The organism is Pseudomonas sp. TE3911 (assembly GCF_054062775.1).
Genome location: NZ_JBSSFP010000001.1, coordinates 1,434,142 through 1,452,460 on the forward strand (window position 1 = coordinate 1,434,142; position 18,319 = coordinate 1,452,460).

11 protein-coding genes are annotated in these 18,319 nt (G+C 60.7%); 6 read left to right on the plus strand and 5 right to left on the minus strand.

Features of this window, described 5'->3' with window-relative positions:
• Positions 1-51 precede the first annotated feature (51 nt).
• Together ACVWXD_RS06650 and ACVWXD_RS06655 are read left to right on the plus strand one after the other, a co-directional pair.
• Entirely contained in the window at positions 52-1,443 is a 1,392-nt protein-coding gene (locus tag ACVWXD_RS06650; protein WP_457370803.1) for a dermonecrotic toxin domain-containing protein, read from the plus strand.
• Positions 1,352-5,215, plus strand: a complete 3,864-nt coding sequence (locus tag ACVWXD_RS06655) for an NEL-type E3 ubiquitin ligase domain-containing protein (RefSeq protein ID WP_457370804.1) — start codon at positions 1,352-1,354, stop codon at positions 5,213-5,215. The genes ACVWXD_RS06650 and ACVWXD_RS06655 overlap by 92 nt, the downstream gene beginning before the upstream one ends.
• A 550-nt stretch (positions 5,216-5,765) precedes the next feature.
• On the opposite strand, the gene ACVWXD_RS06660 is transcribed toward ACVWXD_RS06655, so the two are convergent.
• The 3 genes from ACVWXD_RS06660 to ACVWXD_RS06670 form a co-directional block, all read right to left on the minus strand.
• Positions 5,766-6,680 (minus strand): hydroxymethylglutaryl-CoA lyase, encoded by a 915-nt coding sequence (locus tag ACVWXD_RS06660; protein ID WP_457370805.1) that lies wholly within the window; start codon positions 6,678-6,680, stop codon positions 5,766-5,768.
• A gap of 16 nt (positions 6,681-6,696) precedes the next feature.
• Entirely contained in the window at positions 6,697-7,089 is a 393-nt protein-coding gene (locus ACVWXD_RS06665) for a MerR family transcriptional regulator (protein ID WP_032889825.1), read from the minus strand.
• A 114-nt stretch (positions 7,090-7,203) separates the two neighbouring features.
• A complete protein-coding gene (locus ACVWXD_RS06670) occupies positions 7,204-8,139 on the minus strand; it encodes a LysR family transcriptional regulator (protein ID WP_457370806.1) in 936 nt (311 codons plus the stop codon).
• 166 nt (positions 8,140-8,305) lie between these two features.
• Here ACVWXD_RS06670 and ACVWXD_RS06675 point away from each other — a divergent pair, with 166 nt between their 5' ends.
• Positions 8,306-9,535 carry an acyl-CoA dehydrogenase gene (locus ACVWXD_RS06675; protein ID WP_122753641.1) on the plus strand — a complete coding sequence of 410 codons (1,230 nt, stop codon included), beginning with the start codon at positions 8,306-8,308 and terminating at the stop codon, positions 9,533-9,535.
• 133 nt (positions 9,536-9,668) lie between these two features.
• Here ACVWXD_RS06675 and ACVWXD_RS06680 read toward each other — a convergent pair whose 3' ends face one another.
• Both ACVWXD_RS06680 and xthA read right to left on the minus strand, forming a co-directional pair.
• Positions 9,669-11,003 (minus strand): substrate-binding domain-containing protein, encoded by a 1,335-nt coding sequence (locus ACVWXD_RS06680; protein ID WP_457370807.1) that lies wholly within the window; start codon positions 11,001-11,003, stop codon positions 9,669-9,671.
• A gap of 142 nt (positions 11,004-11,145) precedes the next feature.
• Complete coding sequence (gene xthA / locus ACVWXD_RS06685; protein WP_032889816.1) at positions 11,146-11,958, minus strand: exodeoxyribonuclease III; 813 nt, start codon at positions 11,956-11,958, stop codon at positions 11,146-11,148.
• Between the two features lie 168 nt (positions 11,959-12,126).
• Here xthA and ACVWXD_RS06690 point away from each other — a divergent pair, with 168 nt between their 5' ends.
• The 3 genes from ACVWXD_RS06690 to ACVWXD_RS06700 all read left to right on the plus strand — a co-directional run bounded on the left by ACVWXD_RS06690 (position 12,127) and on the right by ACVWXD_RS06700 (position 18,246).
• Positions 12,127-12,771, plus strand: coding sequence for a GNAT family N-acetyltransferase (locus ACVWXD_RS06690; RefSeq protein ID WP_032889813.1), 645 nt, complete (start codon positions 12,127-12,129; stop codon positions 12,769-12,771).
• Positions 12,772-12,835: 64 nt separating this feature from the next.
• Positions 12,836-14,563, plus strand: a complete 1,728-nt coding sequence (locus ACVWXD_RS06695) for an autotransporter assembly complex protein TamA (protein ID WP_032889811.1) — start codon at positions 12,836-12,838, stop codon at positions 14,561-14,563.
• A complete protein-coding gene (locus tag ACVWXD_RS06700; RefSeq protein WP_457370808.1) occupies positions 14,563-18,246 on the plus strand; it encodes a translocation/assembly module TamB domain-containing protein in 3,684 nt (1,227 codons plus the stop codon). The genes ACVWXD_RS06695 and ACVWXD_RS06700 overlap by 1 nt, the downstream gene beginning before the upstream one ends.
• The last annotated feature ends 73 nt before the right edge of the window (positions 18,247-18,319 follow it).

Genomic DNA, 18,319 nt, shown 5'->3' on the forward strand with positions numbered 1-18,319 from the left:
GGGCCCATTGCCTAGAGTGGCGGGATATTCCGCTATCTGAAGGCGATGCACATGACAGACCCAGCCACACCTGACATTGAGGAGGATCAGGGCCCTCACGTCACGGTAATCCGCGACAACACGCCCGGGTGGTACACCGATGCAGTAGACGCGCGTAAAACCGAACTGACCGCCGTGGGCCTGCGTATTCCGGATTGGTACAAACAGGCGCAAGCGCCAGCCAAGGAGCGGCTCAAGAAGGTTCACGAGCGCAGTCGGCGCTCGCTGAACCAGCTCGATCAGTTGCTTGGTTCGCTGCAAAATCCGGCGGACTACGCCGAGCCATTACTGGTTGCCGCCATCGAGAAAACGTTCGGTAAACGCCTGGACGTTCGCCAGGTGTTCTATGCGCGCAAGATGGCGAACACCACATGCAACCCCGGACCCGCTGAGTTGGAACCCGACAGCGAGCATGCACTGGCGCCCGAGTTTTATTTCTATAAAGGCCTGAGCCTGCTTGAAGCGGCGCTGAATAACTTCACTGCGAGTGAGGCCACCGCACCGGTGTGCGGTGATTGCCACCTGATCACCTGTTACAACTTTCACAGCTACCGCGTACGCGTCATTCATTCTGTGTGGAGTGTCCAGGCGCAAAAACTGGACATTGACGCCTATCGTTTTGCCCAGTTGTGCCGGGAGCTTGACCTGGGCAAGTCATACTTCGAACACGTGCGTGCCACGATCAATGCACACATAAACGCAGTGCCAGGCGCGCCGCCCGGAAAGCTTTACAGCACGCTGATCACCAGCCATCGAAACCAACTGGAACTGGCCGCTGAGATCGCCTTGATGAAGGCGGATATCGACCCGTCTCAGCATGCGCTGATCAAACAGATCCTGATCGACCCAGTTGGACGCAAATGGGCGGGTGATGATGTCGCGTTCTGTCGATTTCGGCTGCTGGGGCTGGAGCTGGACAGCATCCTGATCATCGGCCCGCGGGTGATGGAGCAGTACCTGGTCAACTCCGAGATCGTGCCTCGGCCGTGCATGGTTTACATCCCCGGCGATCCGCTTTATCCGCTAAAGGCCTATTACAACGTGGGCGCTTTCACCGAAGCACTGACCCTACGCCTGTGCCGCGCACAGTACCGCACGTTCTTCAGCCAATTTGTGCCACTGGCCGAGCAGAATGATTTTTTTGCCAAGCTTAAAATGTTGCTTGACCCTGAAGAGGGGTACAGCTTCAGCGATGATTTTGATGCAAGCAAAAGGACGCCGGTCCAGCGCCAGGGGGACTACGGCAAGGTCTGGAAAGACGTGTGGTACGACAGCGCGCTGCAGCGCGTGCGTTCGATCATGAACAACGCCAGTGCCGGCCGCGGTCTCGACCGACGACATCACTACGCGAACCTACAATGCCTGGCTCTGGTCCTGGGGCAGCAAGGCCCTGGATATTCTTAATCTGGCGGCGTTCGTGGTGCCGGTGCTCGGTGAAGTGATGCTGGTGGTGGGGGCGATACAGATGGCTCGCGAGGTGTGTGAGGGCCTTGAGTCATGGTCCGACGGCGACACGCACCAGGCCTGGGCGCATCTCTCGGCGGTGGCGCTGAATGTGGCGGGGCTGGCGGTCCCCAAGGCGCTGACGGTATTGAAGGACACCGCGTTGGTCAGACGGCTGGTGCATGTCCAGATGGGCGGGCGACCGCGTCTGTATGACTTCAGCCCGGGTGCCTACAAGCATCAGGTTACATTGCCGGCCGGTCTTGTACCGCAGTCCGATGGACTCTATCCCCACGAGGGGCGCCTGTACTTGCCGGCTGCAGGTGGCGGCCACTATGAAGTCCAGGCCGCACGGGGCCGCAATGCCTTCACACTGATCCATCCCGACGGTGACACGCGTTATGCACCGCGTATCCGGCATAACGGCGAAGGCGCGTGGGTGCACGAGTTTGAACAGCCTTTGAGTTGGGATCGCACAACCTTGTTGCGCCGTATGGGCCCCCGTGTCGAGCGCCTGAGCGATGACCAGTTGGAGCAGCTTCGGCTGATCAGCGGGGTGTCCGATGATGAACTGCGCCGTATCTATGTCGAGCAGCAACTGCCGCCACCGATATTCAGCGAAACCCTGCGGCGCTTTGAGTTGGCGGGCAAGCACCAGGCGTTTATCGACCAGTTGAGCAGCAATGATCCGCAGGTGTTTGGCCGGGTCGACGCGACCTTGCAATTGAAATTGCTGGTGGACAATGGCCTGTGGCCAAAATCCAGGGTGCTGGTGATCTTTGATGCCGAAGGCAATCTGACCTGGCGTTCTGACCGGGTCAGGACGCGCAGCCAGGTGGTGAAGCTTGATGCCGAGCAGACCGACAGTGGCATGTTGCTGCCAGCTTTTCTCAAACAATTGAGTGAGCCTGAAATCCGTCAACTGCTCGACGAAGAGGCCGTGCTGCACGATCTCCGTACTCGCCTGGATTTTGGTGGGCTGACGGACGAGGAAGGCGATCCCATTCCCCGGCCGGCAAGCCGAGAAGACTTGGAGGCAAAGGCGCAGCTTATGATGCCCGCGCAGCGTACGCCCGAGGCGAGAGCACTCAGGTACCGTGACCGGTTGCTGGAGGTGGCGAAGAACACCCAGGGCAAGCTGTACCGCGAGGAGGTTTTGGCCGGTGATAGGCCCAGCAATACTCATGCACAGCTGATCCAGGACAGCTTCCCCGGACTGCCCCGGCTCGCCGCCGAGGAGCTGGCCAACCACGCCAGCCCCGAGGAGTTGGTGCACCTGGACAGCACATCCCGGTTGCCCCTGCGTCTGGCCGAAGAGGCTCGTTGTTACCTGCAAAAAGCACGGGTCATGCGTGCACATACCGACTTGCTGTTTGACAGTGAATTGACCATGGATGGCGTACACCTGGCGCTGCACAAGCTGGCGGCACTGCCCGGCCGCCTCGACGGTGTCGGCATTGAGTTGCGTGCAGGCACCTATGACGGGCCGGTGCTGGACCGCATAGGCCGTGCGGACGCCCCGCGACAGCGGCGTCTTGTGCGCGTCAGCATGAAGGAATGGGCGGTGTACCGCGAACCGCAGGTGGCTTCGTACCATCGTGCCGATAAAGACGCGTTCTACAGCGCGCTACTGGTGGCCACTGAGGATCAGGGCCTCGACATGCCGCGAATACGCGAATCGACGCCGACCTTGAAGGCACAGATCACCACTCAGCCGTTGAGCGAACAGGCGAGCCGCCAAGCCCTGCGCCTGCAAGCGATCAAGCCGGGGTTCAAGTCGCCCATGCGCCTGGCCGACGGGCGCATCGGCTACCCGCTCAGCCCGGTGGGCGGCGCGCAGCAATGGCCCTCGGTGTGCGTGATGAAAGCAATGATGCTGTACCCGTCGAAATCCATCGAGGCGGTGGTCGAGATGCTGGGGTTGCAAGGCCGTGGCAGTGCGGCGCTGGTGGCCAGGCTCAATCAGCTTGAACAAGAGTTCGCACAGCTTGACCGGGAATTGGTCGCCTGGCAGCAACAAGGTGAGCCCGGTTACCGCAGCGCCAGGCGTCGGGTCAGCGCGACCGTGCGATACGCCTGGCAGCGCGAGTCGGCTACGGCGTTCGCGGCGGATGGCACGTCTATCGGGCATGTCCTGGATCTGTCTGGTGAAGTCATCGACGAGCTTCCGCAGCTCAGCGCCAATATGGACCACGTGGGCCGCCTGACTTTACGGCGCATGGGGCTGTCGGACAGCTCCCTGCCGTTTCTGCAGTCCTTCGGCGGTTTGCGCTGGCTGGACATGCGTGAGAACAACCTCACTCAACTGCCGGAGTTCGCCAACGCGGGCGTTGGGCTGACCAAGCTCAACCTGAGCCGCAACGATATTCGCCTGACCGAGCAAAGCCGAGCGCGCCTGGAAGCCATGCATGGCCTCAAGATTCTAAACCTCTCCGGCAATCGCAACCTGGGATGGACCGCCGACGTGCGCAACATGCGCAGTCTGAACCAGCTGTATCTGAGCGATACCGGGACCACTCGTTTCCCGGCGGGCGTCGAGCAACTGACTCAACTGGCGCGGATCGACCTGCATACCAATCGGCTCACGACACTGCCGGAGTACGCGTTCCAGCATCTGGAACGGATCTCTGTGCATGACAACCCCTTTTCGGAGGCTACCCGGGTGCGCCTTCCCGGTGAGTTTCCGGTGAATCAGGCGCAATGGGCAGACCATGTCACCGCCGACGAAGCGCGGGTACTCTGGCTGGCCGATACACCGACGGCGCTGCAGGCCGAGCGCGGGATCCTGTGGGATGACCTGAGTGCCAGTGCCGACTCGGCGCCGTTCTTCACGGTACTGGCCGACACCACACGCAGCGCCGAATATGCCTCACCCAACACCCGTGCAGCCCTGGCGGCGCGGGTGTGGGACATGCTGGAAGCAGCACAGCAAAGCCAAGACATCCGCGAAACGCTCTTCAGCACCGCAGATGATCGAGTCACCTGTGGCGATGGCACCACGGTGGAGTTCATGAACCTTGAAAGGGAACTGATCGGCGCAAGGGCCCTGGTACAAGCGGGGGATGCGCACGCGGAGGGCGCACTGATCAGCACCGCGAAAAAACTGTTTCGCCTGCATCTGGTGGACACCCTTGCGCAACGGGACGTCGAGGCGCGAGGGCCTGGGTTCACCGAGCAGGTCGAAGTCATCCTGGCCTATCGGGTCGGTCTGGCGGACCGGCTGGACCTACCCGTCAAATCCCGCGGCATGTTGTTTCCCCAGCAAGCCAATGTAAGCCCGGCAGCACTCGACCAGGCCTATACGCAGGTGCTCGCGAATGAGCGGATGGTTGCGGATGAGTCAGCGTTTTTTGCCGAGCGGCGTTTCTGGCAACAGCACTTGCGCACTCGCTACCCTCAGGAGCTTGAGGCCTTGACGGCGCCCGGTACCGCGCTGAACCGGGCCAAGGGCGAGGCGCTCGAAGCGGTCTCGGACTGGCAGGCGCTGGAGGATAGCGCGCCGGACAGGGCGCAGTGGCAGGCAACACACACCGAATTGGTCGATAACCTGATGACTGTGCTGGGTAAGCCCAGGGAAGAGATTCTGGTGGATGGTTCGATGCAAAGTGCGTTCTATATCGAGCAGTTCAACCTGCTGCGCGTGGCGCAGTGGGAGCAAGAAGAACAGGCCATGCGCACACTGACGCGGTCGGTGCTCAACAACGCCGCCGCGGAGCAGGGGACAGAGGTCTGAAAAGGCCATGTGCAGAAAGCACAAAGGGGACCCGAGGGTCCCCTTTAATTTGTCGTTGCGTGCTCTTTTTTATTATTGAAGGGCGGCCTGTTGTTGTTTTTGGTAGCCGTGACCCTTTTACCGCTGTTTTTAGCGACCCCCATGCGGGGTCAAGAGCAAACGTATTTTTTTGAGCGCTGACCTGCTTCTTCGTGACCGATCCAACCAGTGGGTAGCTACCTGAGGTAGTTTTATTTTTCTCTAACCGGTTGCGGGTTTCGGCGAGCCGTACCCTGCGAAGCACATCTTCTCCAAAAAAATCTGTTAGCTGCGTCTCTGCCGTGTTGTTTTTGTTATGTCAGAGTCGTTTCGTCTTATTTTTATTAGGTTTGGCGCTTTTTATTCTTGTTATGCCATAGAGATAGCAGAAGCCGTGCCAACTTTTAAAAAGCCTTTAAAATCAGCATGTTATTTTTTTGTTCGGATTTGGCTTACGCAAAGTTCGACAAAATATGTTCCCGTGTTACTCGATGTGTAGTCGTGCGGTAACACATTGTCACGGCTGCTCTACTCAAACGGCATTACGGACCTTGGCCACCCGCGAACCCGTAGGGCGGCCCAGGACCTGACTGATTTGCAGGCCTGCGGCAATCAATGCTTGCAGGTCGATGCCGGTGTCGATCCCCAGGCCGTTGAGCAGGTAGACCACGTCTTCAGTGGCAACGTTACCGCTGGCGCCCTTGGCGTAAGGGCAGCCGCCGAGGCCCGCGATAGAGCTGTCGAACACACTGATCCCCTCAAGCAGACTGGCGTAGATGTTGGCGACCGCCTGGCCGTAGGTGTCATGGAAGTGGCCCGCCAGTTTGTCCCGTGGCACCTGCGCACCGACGACATCGAACAGTCGCCGGGTAGAGCCTGCCGTGCCGGTGCCGATGGTGTCGCCCAGGGAAACCTCGTAGCAGCCCATGGCATACAACTCCCGCGCGACTGCGGCAACTTGCTCTGGAGCAATCTCGCCTTCGTAAGGACAACCCAACACGCAGGACACATAGCCGCGCACGCTGATGCCATGTTGCCGGGCTGCAGCCATGATCGGCGCAAAGCGTTCCAGGCTTTCACTGATGGAACAGTTGATATTGCGTTGGGAAAACGCCTCGGACGCTGCCGCAAACACCGCGACTTCTTTCACCCCGGCCGCCAGCGCAGCCTCAAAACCCCGCAGGTTCGGTGCCAGTGCGCCATAGGTCACGCCGGGCTTACGCTGGATCTGCGCAAATACCTCGGCCGAACCGGCCATCTGCGGTACCCACTTGGGCGAGACGAAACTGCCAACTTCGATGTAGCTCAAACCCGCCGAGCTGAGGGCGTCCACCAGTTGCACCTTGTCGGCCACGCTGATGGGTTGGGCTTCGTTCTGCAGCCCATCGCGCGGACCGACTTCGACCAGGCGCACATGGGAGGGGAGTGGATTTGATGGGTGGGACATGGCAGTTACCTTCTGATCAATGGCCAGCCTGGCTCATGGTGTGCGCGAGGGCCTGGGTGCAGCGCTCTTCGGCGGTGTCCAGTTCCAGTTTCATCTGTTCGATATCCAGCAACTGTTGCTCAAGCTGCTCGCGGCGCTCTGCGATCTTGGCCAGCATGCTGTTGAGCTGGATGTGGTTGCCGCTGCTGGGGTCGTAGAGTTCGATGAGCTCGCGGCATTCGGCCAGGGAAAAACCGATGCGTTTGCCGCGCAGGATCAGCTTGAGGCTGACCTTGTCTCGTGCCGAATAGATGCGTTCCTGGCCCCGGCGCTCCGGGGTCAGCAGGCCTTGTTCTTCATAGAAGCGTATGGCGCGAGTGGTGATGTCGAGCTCGCGGGCGAGGTCGGAGATGCTGTAGGTGATGCTCATGGCGGCGCTCAAGAAGGTCCTGGCGCTAAGCTAATGGCAGGTTGACGTAAACGTCAAGGCCAGCTTCGCTGACCATAGGGGGCAAGCCCCCTCCACAGGGAACGCGCTTCAACCTCAGGCTTGTTGTTTGTCCAGCTTCTTCTCATGGGCCGTAACCTGCTGGCACAACTCGATCATCTGCTCACGCATCCAGCGGTTGGCCGGATCCTGGTCGGTGCTTTCGTGCCAGTACAGGTGCGTTTCCACCGCAAGCACATCGTTGACCGGCAGGTTGACCCAGTGCAACTCATGGCGCCTTGCGAAGCGTTCGGGCACGGTCATCACCATGTCGGTCTGCTGCAGCACTTGCGAGGCCATCAGGTAATGCTGGGAGCGCAGGGCGATCTTGCGTTGCAGGCCCATCTTGCCCAAGGCCAGGTCGACATGGCCCAGGCCGTTGCGGCGGCTGGAGATGTGGATATGGGTCAGCCCCAGGTAATCGTCGAGGGTCAGCTTGTCCTTGCCCGCCATCGGGTGGCCCTTGCGCATGGCGCACACGTAGCGGTCTTCCATCAGCTTGACGTGGCGCACTTGCGGGTCGGTGTTGAGCGGCGCATCCACAGCAAAATCCAGGCGCCCGGCGGCCAGTTCTTTGGTGGTTTCGCGGCGCTTGGACAGGAAACTTTCGATCACTACCGTCGGCGCCAGACGGCGCAGGCGCTGGAACAGCGCCGGCAGAATCACCGCTTCGGTGAGGTCGGTCATGCTGATGCGGTAGGTCTTGGCCGCCTGTTGCGGATTGAAGATACGGCTTTCCTGTACCGACACTCGCAGCAACGACAGCGCATTGCGCACCGGGCCGATGATGTTCTGCGCCATCGGCGTGGGCACCATGCCCTGAGCGGTGCGCACAAACAGCGGGTCGTTGAAGGTCTCGCGCAGGCGTGCCAGGGCGTTGGACACCGCCGGCTGGGTGATGCCGACGATCTGACCGGCGCGGGTCAGGTTGGCTTCGGTGTAGATCGCGTCGAAGACGATAAAGAGGTTGAGGTCGACCTTGCTCAGATTCATTGGGTTGCGCTCTTATTGTTAGGTGGCGATTTGTTGCGTGCTGAGACGCCGATCATATATCGGTGATGAATGTTAATACACGCCGAGAATAGGCTAGGTAAATTATGAGCGCTGTTCTAGCATCGATTGCATGACCTAAACAACCTCTCAAAGAAGGGAGCTGCTCATGGATTTCGCCTATTCGCCCAAGGTTCAGGAACTGCGTGAACGCGTCACCGCGTTTATGGATGCTTACGTTTATCCGGCCGAGCCGGTGTTCGAACGCCAGGTCAACGAAGGCGACCGCTGGCAGCCCACCGCCATCATGGAAGAGTTGAAAGCCAAGGCTAAAGCCGAAGGCCTGTGGAACCTGTTCCTGCCCGAGTCCGAACTGGGCGCCGGCCTGACCAACCTCGAATATGCGCCGCTGGCCGAAATCATGGGCCGTTCGCTGCTGGGCCCGGAGCCGTTCAACTGCTCGGCACCGGATACCGGCAACATGGAAGTACTGGTGCGCTACGCCAACGAAGAGCAGAAACAACGCTGGCTCGAACCGCTGTTGCGCGGCGAGATTCGCTCGGCCTTCGCCATGACCGAACCGGACGTCGCCTCGTCGGACGCCACCAACATGGCCGCCCGCGCCGAACGCCAGGGCGACGAGTGGGTGATCAATGGCAAGAAATGGTGGACCTCCGGCGCCTGCGACCCGCGCTGCAAGATCCTGATCTTCATGGGCCTGAGCAACCCCGACGCGCCGCGCCACCAGCAGCACTCGATGATCCTGGTGCCGGTGGACACCCCCGGCGTGAAAATCGTGCGCCCGCTGCCGGTGTTCGGCTACGACGACGCGCCTCACGGCCACGCCGAAGTGCTGTTCGACAACGTGCGTGTGCCCTATGAGAACGTACTGCTTGGCGAAGGCCGCGGCTTTGAAATTGCCCAAGGTCGTCTTGGCCCAGGCCGTATCCACCACTGCATGCGCTCCATTGGCATGGCCGAACGTGCGCTGGAGTTGATGTGCAAACGCGCGGTCAGCCGTACCGCGTTCGGTAAACCATTGGCACGCTTGGGCGGCAATATCGACAAGATCGCCGACTCACGGATGGAGATCGACATGGCGCGCCTGCTGACCCTGAAAGCGGCGTACATGATGGACACCGCGGGCAACAAAGTGGCGAAAAGCGAAATTGCGCAAATCAAGGTGGTGGCGCCAAACGTAGCGCTGAAGGTCATCGACCGCGCGATCCAGATCCACGGCGGCGCAGGCGTCTCCAACGACTTCCCGCTGGCCTACATGTACGCGATGCAGCGCACACTGCGCCTGGCCGACGGCCCGGACGAAGTGCACCGCGCTGCAATCGGCAAGTTTGAAATCGGCAAATATGTGCCTAAAGAGTTGATGCGCAGCGGGCAGTAATACGGCGTCGCCTGCAATCGGGGGCGAGCCCCCTCCCACATTCGACAGTATTCCTACTGGAGATACGCGGTCACCTGTGGGAGGGGGCTTGCTCCCGATGAGGCAGGATCAGGCACTGAAGATCCGGCAGTCCTCAGTACACCCAAACCTCCACCCGCCGATTTTTGATCCGCCCCTCATCCGCCGTATTCGCCGCCACCGGCATCTGCGCACCAAACCCGCGAATATCTCGCAGTACTACGCCGCTCTTGACCAACTCCCGTCGCACCGCCATCGCCCGCAATTTAGACAGCAGCGCCGCCCGCTGCGGATCGTTCTTGGTATCGCCGAATCCCACCAGCGTCACCTTTTTGTCCAGCTTGTCGTGACCCTTGAGATACGCCACCACCCGCTGTACATCCTGGCGCGCCTTGTTATCCAGGCTGGCGCTGCCTTCTTCGAAACGAAAATTCACGGTCAAGCGCTGAGCGTCCCGAGCGATGGCTTGATAGTCATCCGGCATTGTCGGGCGCGGTTCCACGGCCATGGCCTGCACCTGCTGCGCAATAAACCCACTGGCCGCCACAATCGCCTGGCCTTTGCTGCTCTGGGCAAAGTCCACCAGCGCCTTGGCCCAAGGGTTATGGGCCGTGGGCGGCAGGTAAAAGAACAATCGGCGCGACAGCGGATAATCCTCGGTGGCGATCAGGCTGTTGAGCGGCAACATCGGTTGCGAATCGCCATCCACAATCGCCACGGCCTTGGCGTGGCGCACGTAGGGCAGCCCAATAAAACCGATGCCCTGAGGGTCCTGGCTCACCGCATCGGACAATGCCTCGCTGGACTCGAAACGCTTGGCCGAAGAAACCAGGGGCTTGCCGCGCAGGCGCAACACCAATTCCTTGAAGGTGTCGTAGGTGCCCGACTGGTCATCGCGGGCGTAGATATGAATCGCGCCGCCGATGCCGCCCAGAGCCTCCCAAGTGCTGACCTCACCGTTGAAGATCTGCGCCAGTTGCTCGGTATTCAGGGTATTCAGCGGGTTCTGCGGGTTGAGGATGATTGCCAGGCCATCGATGGCGATCACGTGTTCGGCGTCGGGGCTTTTCAAGTCACCAAGCAGTTCAAGGTCTACCAGTTCGCTGTCCTTGATCGGTCGGGACGAGGCCGCAAGGTCGGCGCTGGTTTTCTTCAGGGCGGCAAAGCCTGTGCTGGAACCGTGGGCTGCGACGTCGATAGTCACCGTTTTGCCCTGGCGTGTCTTGCCGATCACGCGCTGTTCATTGGCGCCCTCGGCAGGTTCGCTGTGCACGTTCTGCAACCCTTGATACTCCATCAAACCCTTGGCCAATGCCGGGGCCAGCGCCGCGCCAATGGTGTTGGAGCCCTGGATGCGCAAGGCCGGGCCTTGATCGGGAACGGGTAGGGGGGCAGCCACAACGGAGAGGGAAAACGCGCAACACAACAGGAACAGAACGCGCAGCATCATGCCGGCACCTTCTCAAGCCAAAGGGAGTGCCGCGAGATTAAGTCAGTAGGATTTCAATAATGTGACTGACACTCAAATGATCAAAAGTGTGGGAGGGGGCTTGCCCCTTCTCCCACATTTGACCCGAGTACAGTCAGGGGGATCAGCTCAGTTCAAGCCAGATCGGCGCATGGTCCGACGGTTTTTCCAAGCCACGCAGGTCGTAATCCACGCCGGCATCCTTGACCCGTGGCAGCAAACCGTTGGAGGCCATGATCAGGTCGATTCGCAGCCCACGCTTGGGCTCATCTTCAAAGCCGCGGCTGCGGTAGTCGAACCAACTGAAGCGGTCGGCCACGTCCGGGTTGAGGTGACGGAAGCTGTCCACCAGGCCCCAGTTTTTCAGGCGGGCCATCCACTCGCGCTCTTCGGGCAGGAAGCTGCACTTGCCAGTTTTCAGCCAGCGCTTGGCGTTGTCGGCGCCGATGCCGATGTCGCAGTCTTCCGGGGAAATATTCACATCGCCCATCACCACCAGCGCCTGATCGTTGCTGAACTGGCTTTCCAACAACTGTTGCAGGTCTTCGTAAAAGCGCTGCTTGGCGGGGAATTTGGTTGGATGGTCGCGGCTTTCACCCTGTGGGAAATAGCCGTTCATGATGGTCACCGGGTTGCCGTTTTCATCGGCGAAGGTGCCCCAGATAAAACGACGCTGGGCGTCTTCTTCGTCACTGGCAAAGCCTTTGTGAAGGCTCAACGCAGGCTGACGCGAAAGCAGCGCCACGCCGTAGTGGCCTTTTTGGCCGTGGTAGTAAACGTGATAGCCCAGTGCTTGTACTTCGGCCAGAGGAAACTGGTCGTCGTGGACCTTGGTTTCCTGCAGGCCGATTACATCGGGTTGATGCTTTTCAATCAGCGCCGCCAGCTGATGGGGGCGGGCGCGCAGCCCGTTGATATTGAAGGAGACGATTTTCATGGTCGGCGGTCCAGTCTGGCAAAAGGGCGATGCTAGCGGACAAGTCGGACGGGGGCCAGCGTGGCGGTAGGACAGATGCGCTGCTAATGTCTGGGAACGACTGGTGCTGCGTAGGTTCGTACCCATAAGAACGCCATCTATTGAGTGGCGCCCAGGGAGATTGATTGTATGACTGACACTGCCATTGGCGAAGTTCGCTTGCTCAACAGCGGCTATTCCCGCGAGGCCCGCTCCCTGCTGTACCAGGCCTATCGGCATGAGCCGACGTTTGCCTACATCTTCGAAGCCGAACGCCCAGGTTATGAGCAGCGGGTACGCGCCACCGTGCGTGAGCTGGTCAAGCAGCATTTCTTTCAAAAACTTCCGGCGATCGGTTTGTTTGTGAATGATCGGCTGATCGGCATTGCCTTGATCGCACCCCCGCAACGGCGCCTGGGGATCACCGAGAGCTGGGCGTGGCAACTGCGCATGTGGCTGAGCACTGGCGTGCGCGGTACACGGCGGTATCTTGATTATCATCACGCCGTGCTGGCGTGCCTGCCGAGCGAATCGGTGCATGTGCTGCCGCTTTTGGGTATTCACCCGCAGTTCCAGGGCAAACATTACGGTGAACAGTTGCTGGAGGCGGTGCATAACTGGTGCGCCGAAGACCCGCACTCTTCGGGTGTGGTGCTGGACACCGGCAATTCCCGCTACCTGGATTTCTACAAGCGCCAGGGCTATGAGGAAATCGGCGAAGTCGCTGTAGGGCCTATCCTGGAGCATGTCTTTTTCCACCCTAATCCCCAGCTGTTACATGCTGCAACGGCTTAATGCAGAATTTTTCAGAATCGTCTGAGTTCTAAGTTTTCCCCCAGCTCGTGTAGCATCCGCGCCTATGAAGTTTCCAGGAAGATTTACCAGCGGCTTGGTTCTGCTGTTCACAAGCTGCGGCGCATTTGCGCTAAGCGAATTGGACGTGCGGATCAAACCCTCAAACGACGCGTTGAAAGCCAACATTGAAGGCTACATCGGCGGGGTTGGCGATCGTGACGAAGAGGCCTTGCTGCGGTTCAGCCGTGGCGCCGAAGAGCAGGCGCGCAAAGCGGCGCAGGCACTAGGCTTCTATCAGCCAAACATCGACAGCGAGGTGAAAGGCGGCAAGAACCCGCGCCTGATCCTCCGCGTCGACCCCGGTGAACCGGTGCATTTACGCAACGTGACTATTCGGGTCGACGGCGAGGCTGCGAACCTTAAGTCTTTTCGCGTGCCTGCCAGCGATGACCTTATCTCCGGCGCCGTGCTCAACCACGGCCACTACGAAGACGCCAAGCGTCTGATCCAGAATCAAGCCTCGCGCTACGGTTTTTTCAGCGGGCGCTTTACCAGCCAGAAACTCGCGGTGGACCCACAAGCTGGCGTCGCCGATATCGAACTCATTTATGACAGCGGCCCGCGCTACAGCCTGGGCAAGGTCAGCTTTGCCGGCGACACGCCGTTTGATGACGAACTGCTGCAACGCATGGTGCCGTTCAAAAACGGTGACCCTTACGATTCCGAACTGATCGCCGAACTCAACCAGAACCTGCAAGCCAGCGGCTTTTTCGAAGGGGTGCGCGTGGATGCCAGCCCCACCGCCTCGACACAAGACGTGATCCCGGTGGCCGTCAATCTGGACACACGCAAGCCGCGCACCATGGGCCTGGGCCTGGGTTACTCCACCGACGTCGGTCCGCGCGGCAAGGCCAACTGGACCCGTCACTGGGTTAACCCCCAGGGCCATAGTTATGGCTGGGAAGCCGAACTCTCGGCTCCGCGCCAGAACGTCGGCCTGTGGTACGACATTCCGCTGGACCCGCCGCTCACCGACAAACTGCGCTTCGCTGGCGGCTACCAGAATGAAGAACTGGCGAACACCGACACCCTGAGTAAATTGCTTACCGTCGGCCCCGAATGGCACAGCAAATTGCCCAGTGGCTGGACACGGGTGATTTCTCTCAAGTACCAGCGCGAAGAATATCGCCTGGGCAACGACTCCGGCCTGAGTAACCTGCTGATGCCTGGCATCAGTTATTCCTACCTGCGCAGCGATAACCGCATCGACCCCCACAACGGCTACCGCCTGCAATTCGACACGAAGGTGGCGAAGGAGGGCCTGGGCTCCGACACCAACTTGCTGTACGGCACGGCCATGGTCAAAGGCCTGACGACCCTGTGGGACAATCATCGTTTCCTGGCGCGGGCGCAGTTCGGCGGCAGTGCCACCAATGGCTACAAGTCGGTGCCACCGTCGTTGCGCTTCTTTGCCGGTGGCGATCAGAGCGTGCGCGGTTATGAGTACCAGACGCTGTCGCCCGAGAACGACCAAGGTGATCGCATCGGTGGCCGCTACATGGTGGCCTTGAGCGCCGAGTATCAATATTCCATCGCCGAAAAATGGCGGATCGCGACCTTCATCGACCAGGGCAACTCGTTCAACACCCTGGAACTGCCCAGCCTGAAAACCGGCGTGGGTGTCGGTATCCGCTGGGTGTCGCCGGTGGGGCCAATCCGCCTCGACCTGGCCCATGCCCTGGAAGACCCGGGCGGCGTTCGTTTGCACTTTTCCATGGGGCCTGAGCTGTGATGCGTGGTTTGAAAATAGCGGGGCTGGCCGTGGTGGCCATCCTCGCCGTGCTGTTGCTGGCACTGTGGGCGGTACTGGGCAGCCAGGCGGGCAGCCGCTGGGCGTTGGGCCAAGTGCCGGGTTTGAGTGTGGAGAATTTCCAGGGCCGTTTGGGCGGCCAGTGGAGCGCCGATCATCTGCTGTGGCAGCAAGACAGCAGTCGCGTGGAACTCAAGGCGCCCACGTTTGAGTGGTCGCCAGCCTGCCTGTTGCGCATGACCTTGTGCATTGACCGGTTGGATGTGGATCAGGTCATTCTGCAATTTCCACCCAGCACCGAAGAAAGCAGTGGCCCCCTTGTACTGCCAGATCTGAAATTGCCGGTTGCTCTCCAGTTAGGCGACGTTCGCGTCGGTAGCCTGGTGTTCAACGGCAGCGAAGAGCTTAAAGGCCTGCAACTGGCGGCGCATTGGACCGCCGCCGGCATGCAGATCGACTCAGTGCATCTGCAGCGCGACGATCTGGTGCTGGACCTGTCTGGCCTGTTGCAACCCACTGGCGACTGGCCGTTGACCGCCAGCGGAAACTTGAGCCTGCCTTACGCGCCCGGCGGCGCGCCCTGGAAAGTTGCCCTTAAGGTCGACGGCGACCTGCTCAAGACCCTCAAACTCGACGCCGACAGCCGCGGCTACCTGCCGGCCAAACTGCAGGGCGAGCTGCAACCCCTGGCTGAAAACCTTCCGGCCCAGTTGCACATCACCGCTGACGGCTTCAAGCCCAGCGCCGATCTGCCCGACACCCTGCAACTCAATCAACTGGACCTCACCGCCAAGGGTGATCTGAAAAACGGCTACCAACTGCTCGGCAAGGCCGTGCTACCGGCAGAGAAAGGTCCGGTGGACCTGCTGCTGCAAGGCAAAGTCGACGCCAACGGCGCGCAAATTGCGGGCCTGGACCTGAATGCCGGTGACAAGCAAAGCCTCAAGCTGAGTGCCAATCTGGATTGGCAACAAGGCTTCACAGCCGATGCCAGGATCGACTGGCTCGACTTCCCCTGGCATCGCCTCTATCCCGTGATCGACGAACCCCAAGTGACGGTGCGTACGTTCAACGGCGAGATTTCCTATAAAGACGGCAACTACCTGGGCAACCTCAAGGCCGACCTCGACGGCCCGGCCGGCAAGTTCAATGTGGTCACGCCGTTCAGTGGCGACCTCAAGCAAGTCTTCCTGCCCGAGCTGAAACTCACCGCCGGTCAAGGTAAGGCCGAAGGCCACCTGAACCTGCAGTTTGCCGATGGCATCGCCTGGGATACCGCGCTGGACCTGTCGGCGCTCAATCCGGCGTACTGGGTCGCTGAACTGCCGGGTACGTTGGCCGGTCCGCTGCGCAGCAAGGGCGAGTTCAAGAACGAGCAACTCAAGCTGAATGCCGACCTCGACCTCAAGGGCCGCCTGCGGGGCCAAACCGCCGTGCTGGCGGCCAAGGCCGAAGGTGCAGGGGAGCAATGGACCCTGGCCAACCTGGATATTCGCCTGGGTGACAACCGCATCAACGGCAGCGGCAGCCTGCAACAACGCCTGGCCGGGCAGATCGACATCAAGCTGGCGCGCCTCGCCCAGCTCTGGCCGCAGTTACGCGGGCAGATCAATGGCCGCCTCGACGTAGCCGGCAGCCTGAATGCGCCTCAGGGCAAACTCGACATCAAGGGCCAGCAACTGGCGTTTGCCGACAACCGCCTGCAAAGCCTCAGCCTCGGCGCTACCCTCGACAGCGCCCAGCGCGCCAAGATCGACCTCAAAGGCAGCGGTATTCAAAGCGGCGACACCCAGATCGGCACCCTGACCGCCAGCGCTCAAGGCGACATCAAGAACCAGAAGGTCCAGCTCGACTTGGCCGGTCCGCTGGTCAAGCTGGCCCTGGCCCTGGACGGCAACCTCGACAAAGGCAACTGGCGCGGGCGCCTGGCCAGCGGTGATGTCCAGGCCGGCGGGCAGGATTGGAAACTGCAAGCCCCGGCGAAGATCGATTACATGGCCGACGGCAAGCTGACCTTCGCGGCGCACTGCTGGGTCTCCGGCGGCGCCAGTCTGTGCGGCGAAGACCAGCGCCTGATGCCCGAGCCCAAGTTGCGTTACCACCTCAAGCAATTCCCAATCGACAGCCTCGCGGCCTTTTTGCCCAAGGATTTTGCCTGGCGCGGCAGGCTCAATGCCGATGTCCAGCTCGACCTGCCCGACAGCGGCCCCAAGGGCTTGATTTCGGTGGATGCCAGCGGCGGCACTTTGCGCGTCAAGGACAAGGACCAGTGGCTGGATTTTCCTTACGACACCCTCAAGCTTGAAACCACCCTCAACCCCAAGCGCATCGACACACAGTTGAACTTCCGGGGTGGCAAGCTCGGTGAATTGCTGTTGCAGGCGCAGATTAATCCGCTGCCGAAGAACAAGCCGATCACTGGCAATTTCAGCCTCACCGGGCTGGACCTGGCGGTAGCGCGTCCGTTTGTGCCGATGGTGGAAACCCTCAACGGCAAGCTCAACGGCAACGGCCGGATTTCCGGTGGCCTGCTCGCGCCGCAGATCAACGGCAATGTGAACCTGATCGGCGGCGAAGTCTCTGGTCCGGAGTTGCCCGTCAGCCTCGAAGGCCTGAACGTGCAGGCTCTCATCGCTGGCGAAAGCGTGCAGCTCAATGGTGGTTGGCGCAGTGGCAAAGCCGGGCAGGGCAGCCTCAAGGGCCAGATCGACTGGGGGCAGGCCCTGGCCGTGGACCTCAGTCTGCAAGGCTCGCAATTGCCGGTCACAGTCGAACCCTACGCCACGCTGGAAGTGGCGCCGGACCTGAAGATCACCTTGAAGGACGACAAACTGGCGATTGCCGGCAAAGTGAAGATCCCGCGTGGCGACATCACCGTGCGCGAACTGCCGCCGTCGACGGTCAAGGTCTCGGACGACACTATCATCGTCGGCAGTCAGACCGAGGAGGGCAAGCCAGCGATGGCCATGGCCATGGATATCGACGTGGCAGTGGGCGAAGACCAGCTCAACTTCTCAGGCTTCGGCCTCACCGCCAAGGTGCAGGGTCATGTGCATATCGGCGACAACATGGACACTCGTGGTGAGCTTTGGCTCAACGATGGCCGCTACCGCGCTTACGGTCAGCGGCTCAATGTGCGGCGGGCGCGCTTGCTGTTTGCCGGCCCTCTGGACCAGCCGTTCCTGGACATCGAGGCGGTGCGTGTCACCACAGAGCCGTCGCGGACCGTGACCGCCGGTATTCGCCTGAGCGGCAGCGCCGAGCAACCGACTACGCAGATTTTCTCCGAGCCGGCGATGGCCCAAGAGGATGCGTTGTCGTACTTGGTACTGGGGCGTTCACGCACCACCACTGGCGAAGACAACAACATGCTCGCCGAAGCGGCGCTGGGCCTGGGTTTGATGGGCAGCGCCGGGGTGACCTCGGACATCGCCACCAAGTTGGGCATCCAGGACTTCGACCTCGACACCCAGGGCAGCGGCAATAACACCGCCGTGGTAGCCAGCGGCAAGATCACCGAGAAGCTCAGCCTGCGCTATGGCGTGGGCGTGTTCGAGCCGGCCAGCACCATTGCCTTGCGCTACCTGCTGAGCAAGAAGGTATACCTGGAGGTGGCGAGTGGCGTGGCCAGTTCCCTCGACATTTTCTACAAGCGCGATTTCTAAGTCCTAGTCGGTCAACCAATGTGTGAGGGGGCTTGCCCCCGATTGCGGTGTGACAGTCAGCAGATGTAGTGAC

What these genes read in the sequence shown, in the direction of transcription:
- ACVWXD_RS06650 (WP_457370803.1), top strand. Translation starts at nt 52, where the DNA reads ATGACAGACCCAGCCACACCTGACATTGAGGAGGATCAGGGCCCTCAC.
- ACVWXD_RS06660 (WP_457370805.1), bottom strand. Translation starts at nt 6,680, where the DNA reads ATGTCCCACCCATCAAATCCACTCCCCTCCCATGTGCGCCTGGTCGAA.
- ACVWXD_RS06665 (WP_032889825.1), bottom strand. Translation starts at nt 7,089, where the DNA reads ATGAGCATCACCTACAGCATCTCCGACCTCGCCCGCGAGCTCGACATC.
- ACVWXD_RS06670 (WP_457370806.1), bottom strand. Translation starts at nt 8,139, where the DNA reads ATGAATCTGAGCAAGGTCGACCTCAACCTCTTTATCGTCTTCGACGCG.
- ACVWXD_RS06675 (WP_122753641.1), top strand. Translation starts at nt 8,306, where the DNA reads ATGGATTTCGCCTATTCGCCCAAGGTTCAGGAACTGCGTGAACGCGTC.
- ACVWXD_RS06680 (WP_457370807.1), bottom strand. Translation starts at nt 11,003, where the DNA reads ATGATGCTGCGCGTTCTGTTCCTGTTGTGTTGCGCGTTTTCCCTCTCC.
- xthA (WP_032889816.1), bottom strand. Translation starts at nt 11,958, where the DNA reads ATGAAAATCGTCTCCTTCAATATCAACGGGCTGCGCGCCCGCCCCCAT.
- ACVWXD_RS06690 (WP_032889813.1), top strand. Translation starts at nt 12,127, where the DNA reads ATGACTGACACTGCCATTGGCGAAGTTCGCTTGCTCAACAGCGGCTAT.
- ACVWXD_RS06695 (WP_032889811.1), top strand. Translation starts at nt 12,836, where the DNA reads ATGAAGTTTCCAGGAAGATTTACCAGCGGCTTGGTTCTGCTGTTCACA.
- ACVWXD_RS06700 (WP_457370808.1), top strand. Translation starts at nt 14,563, where the DNA reads ATGCGTGGTTTGAAAATAGCGGGGCTGGCCGTGGTGGCCATCCTCGCC.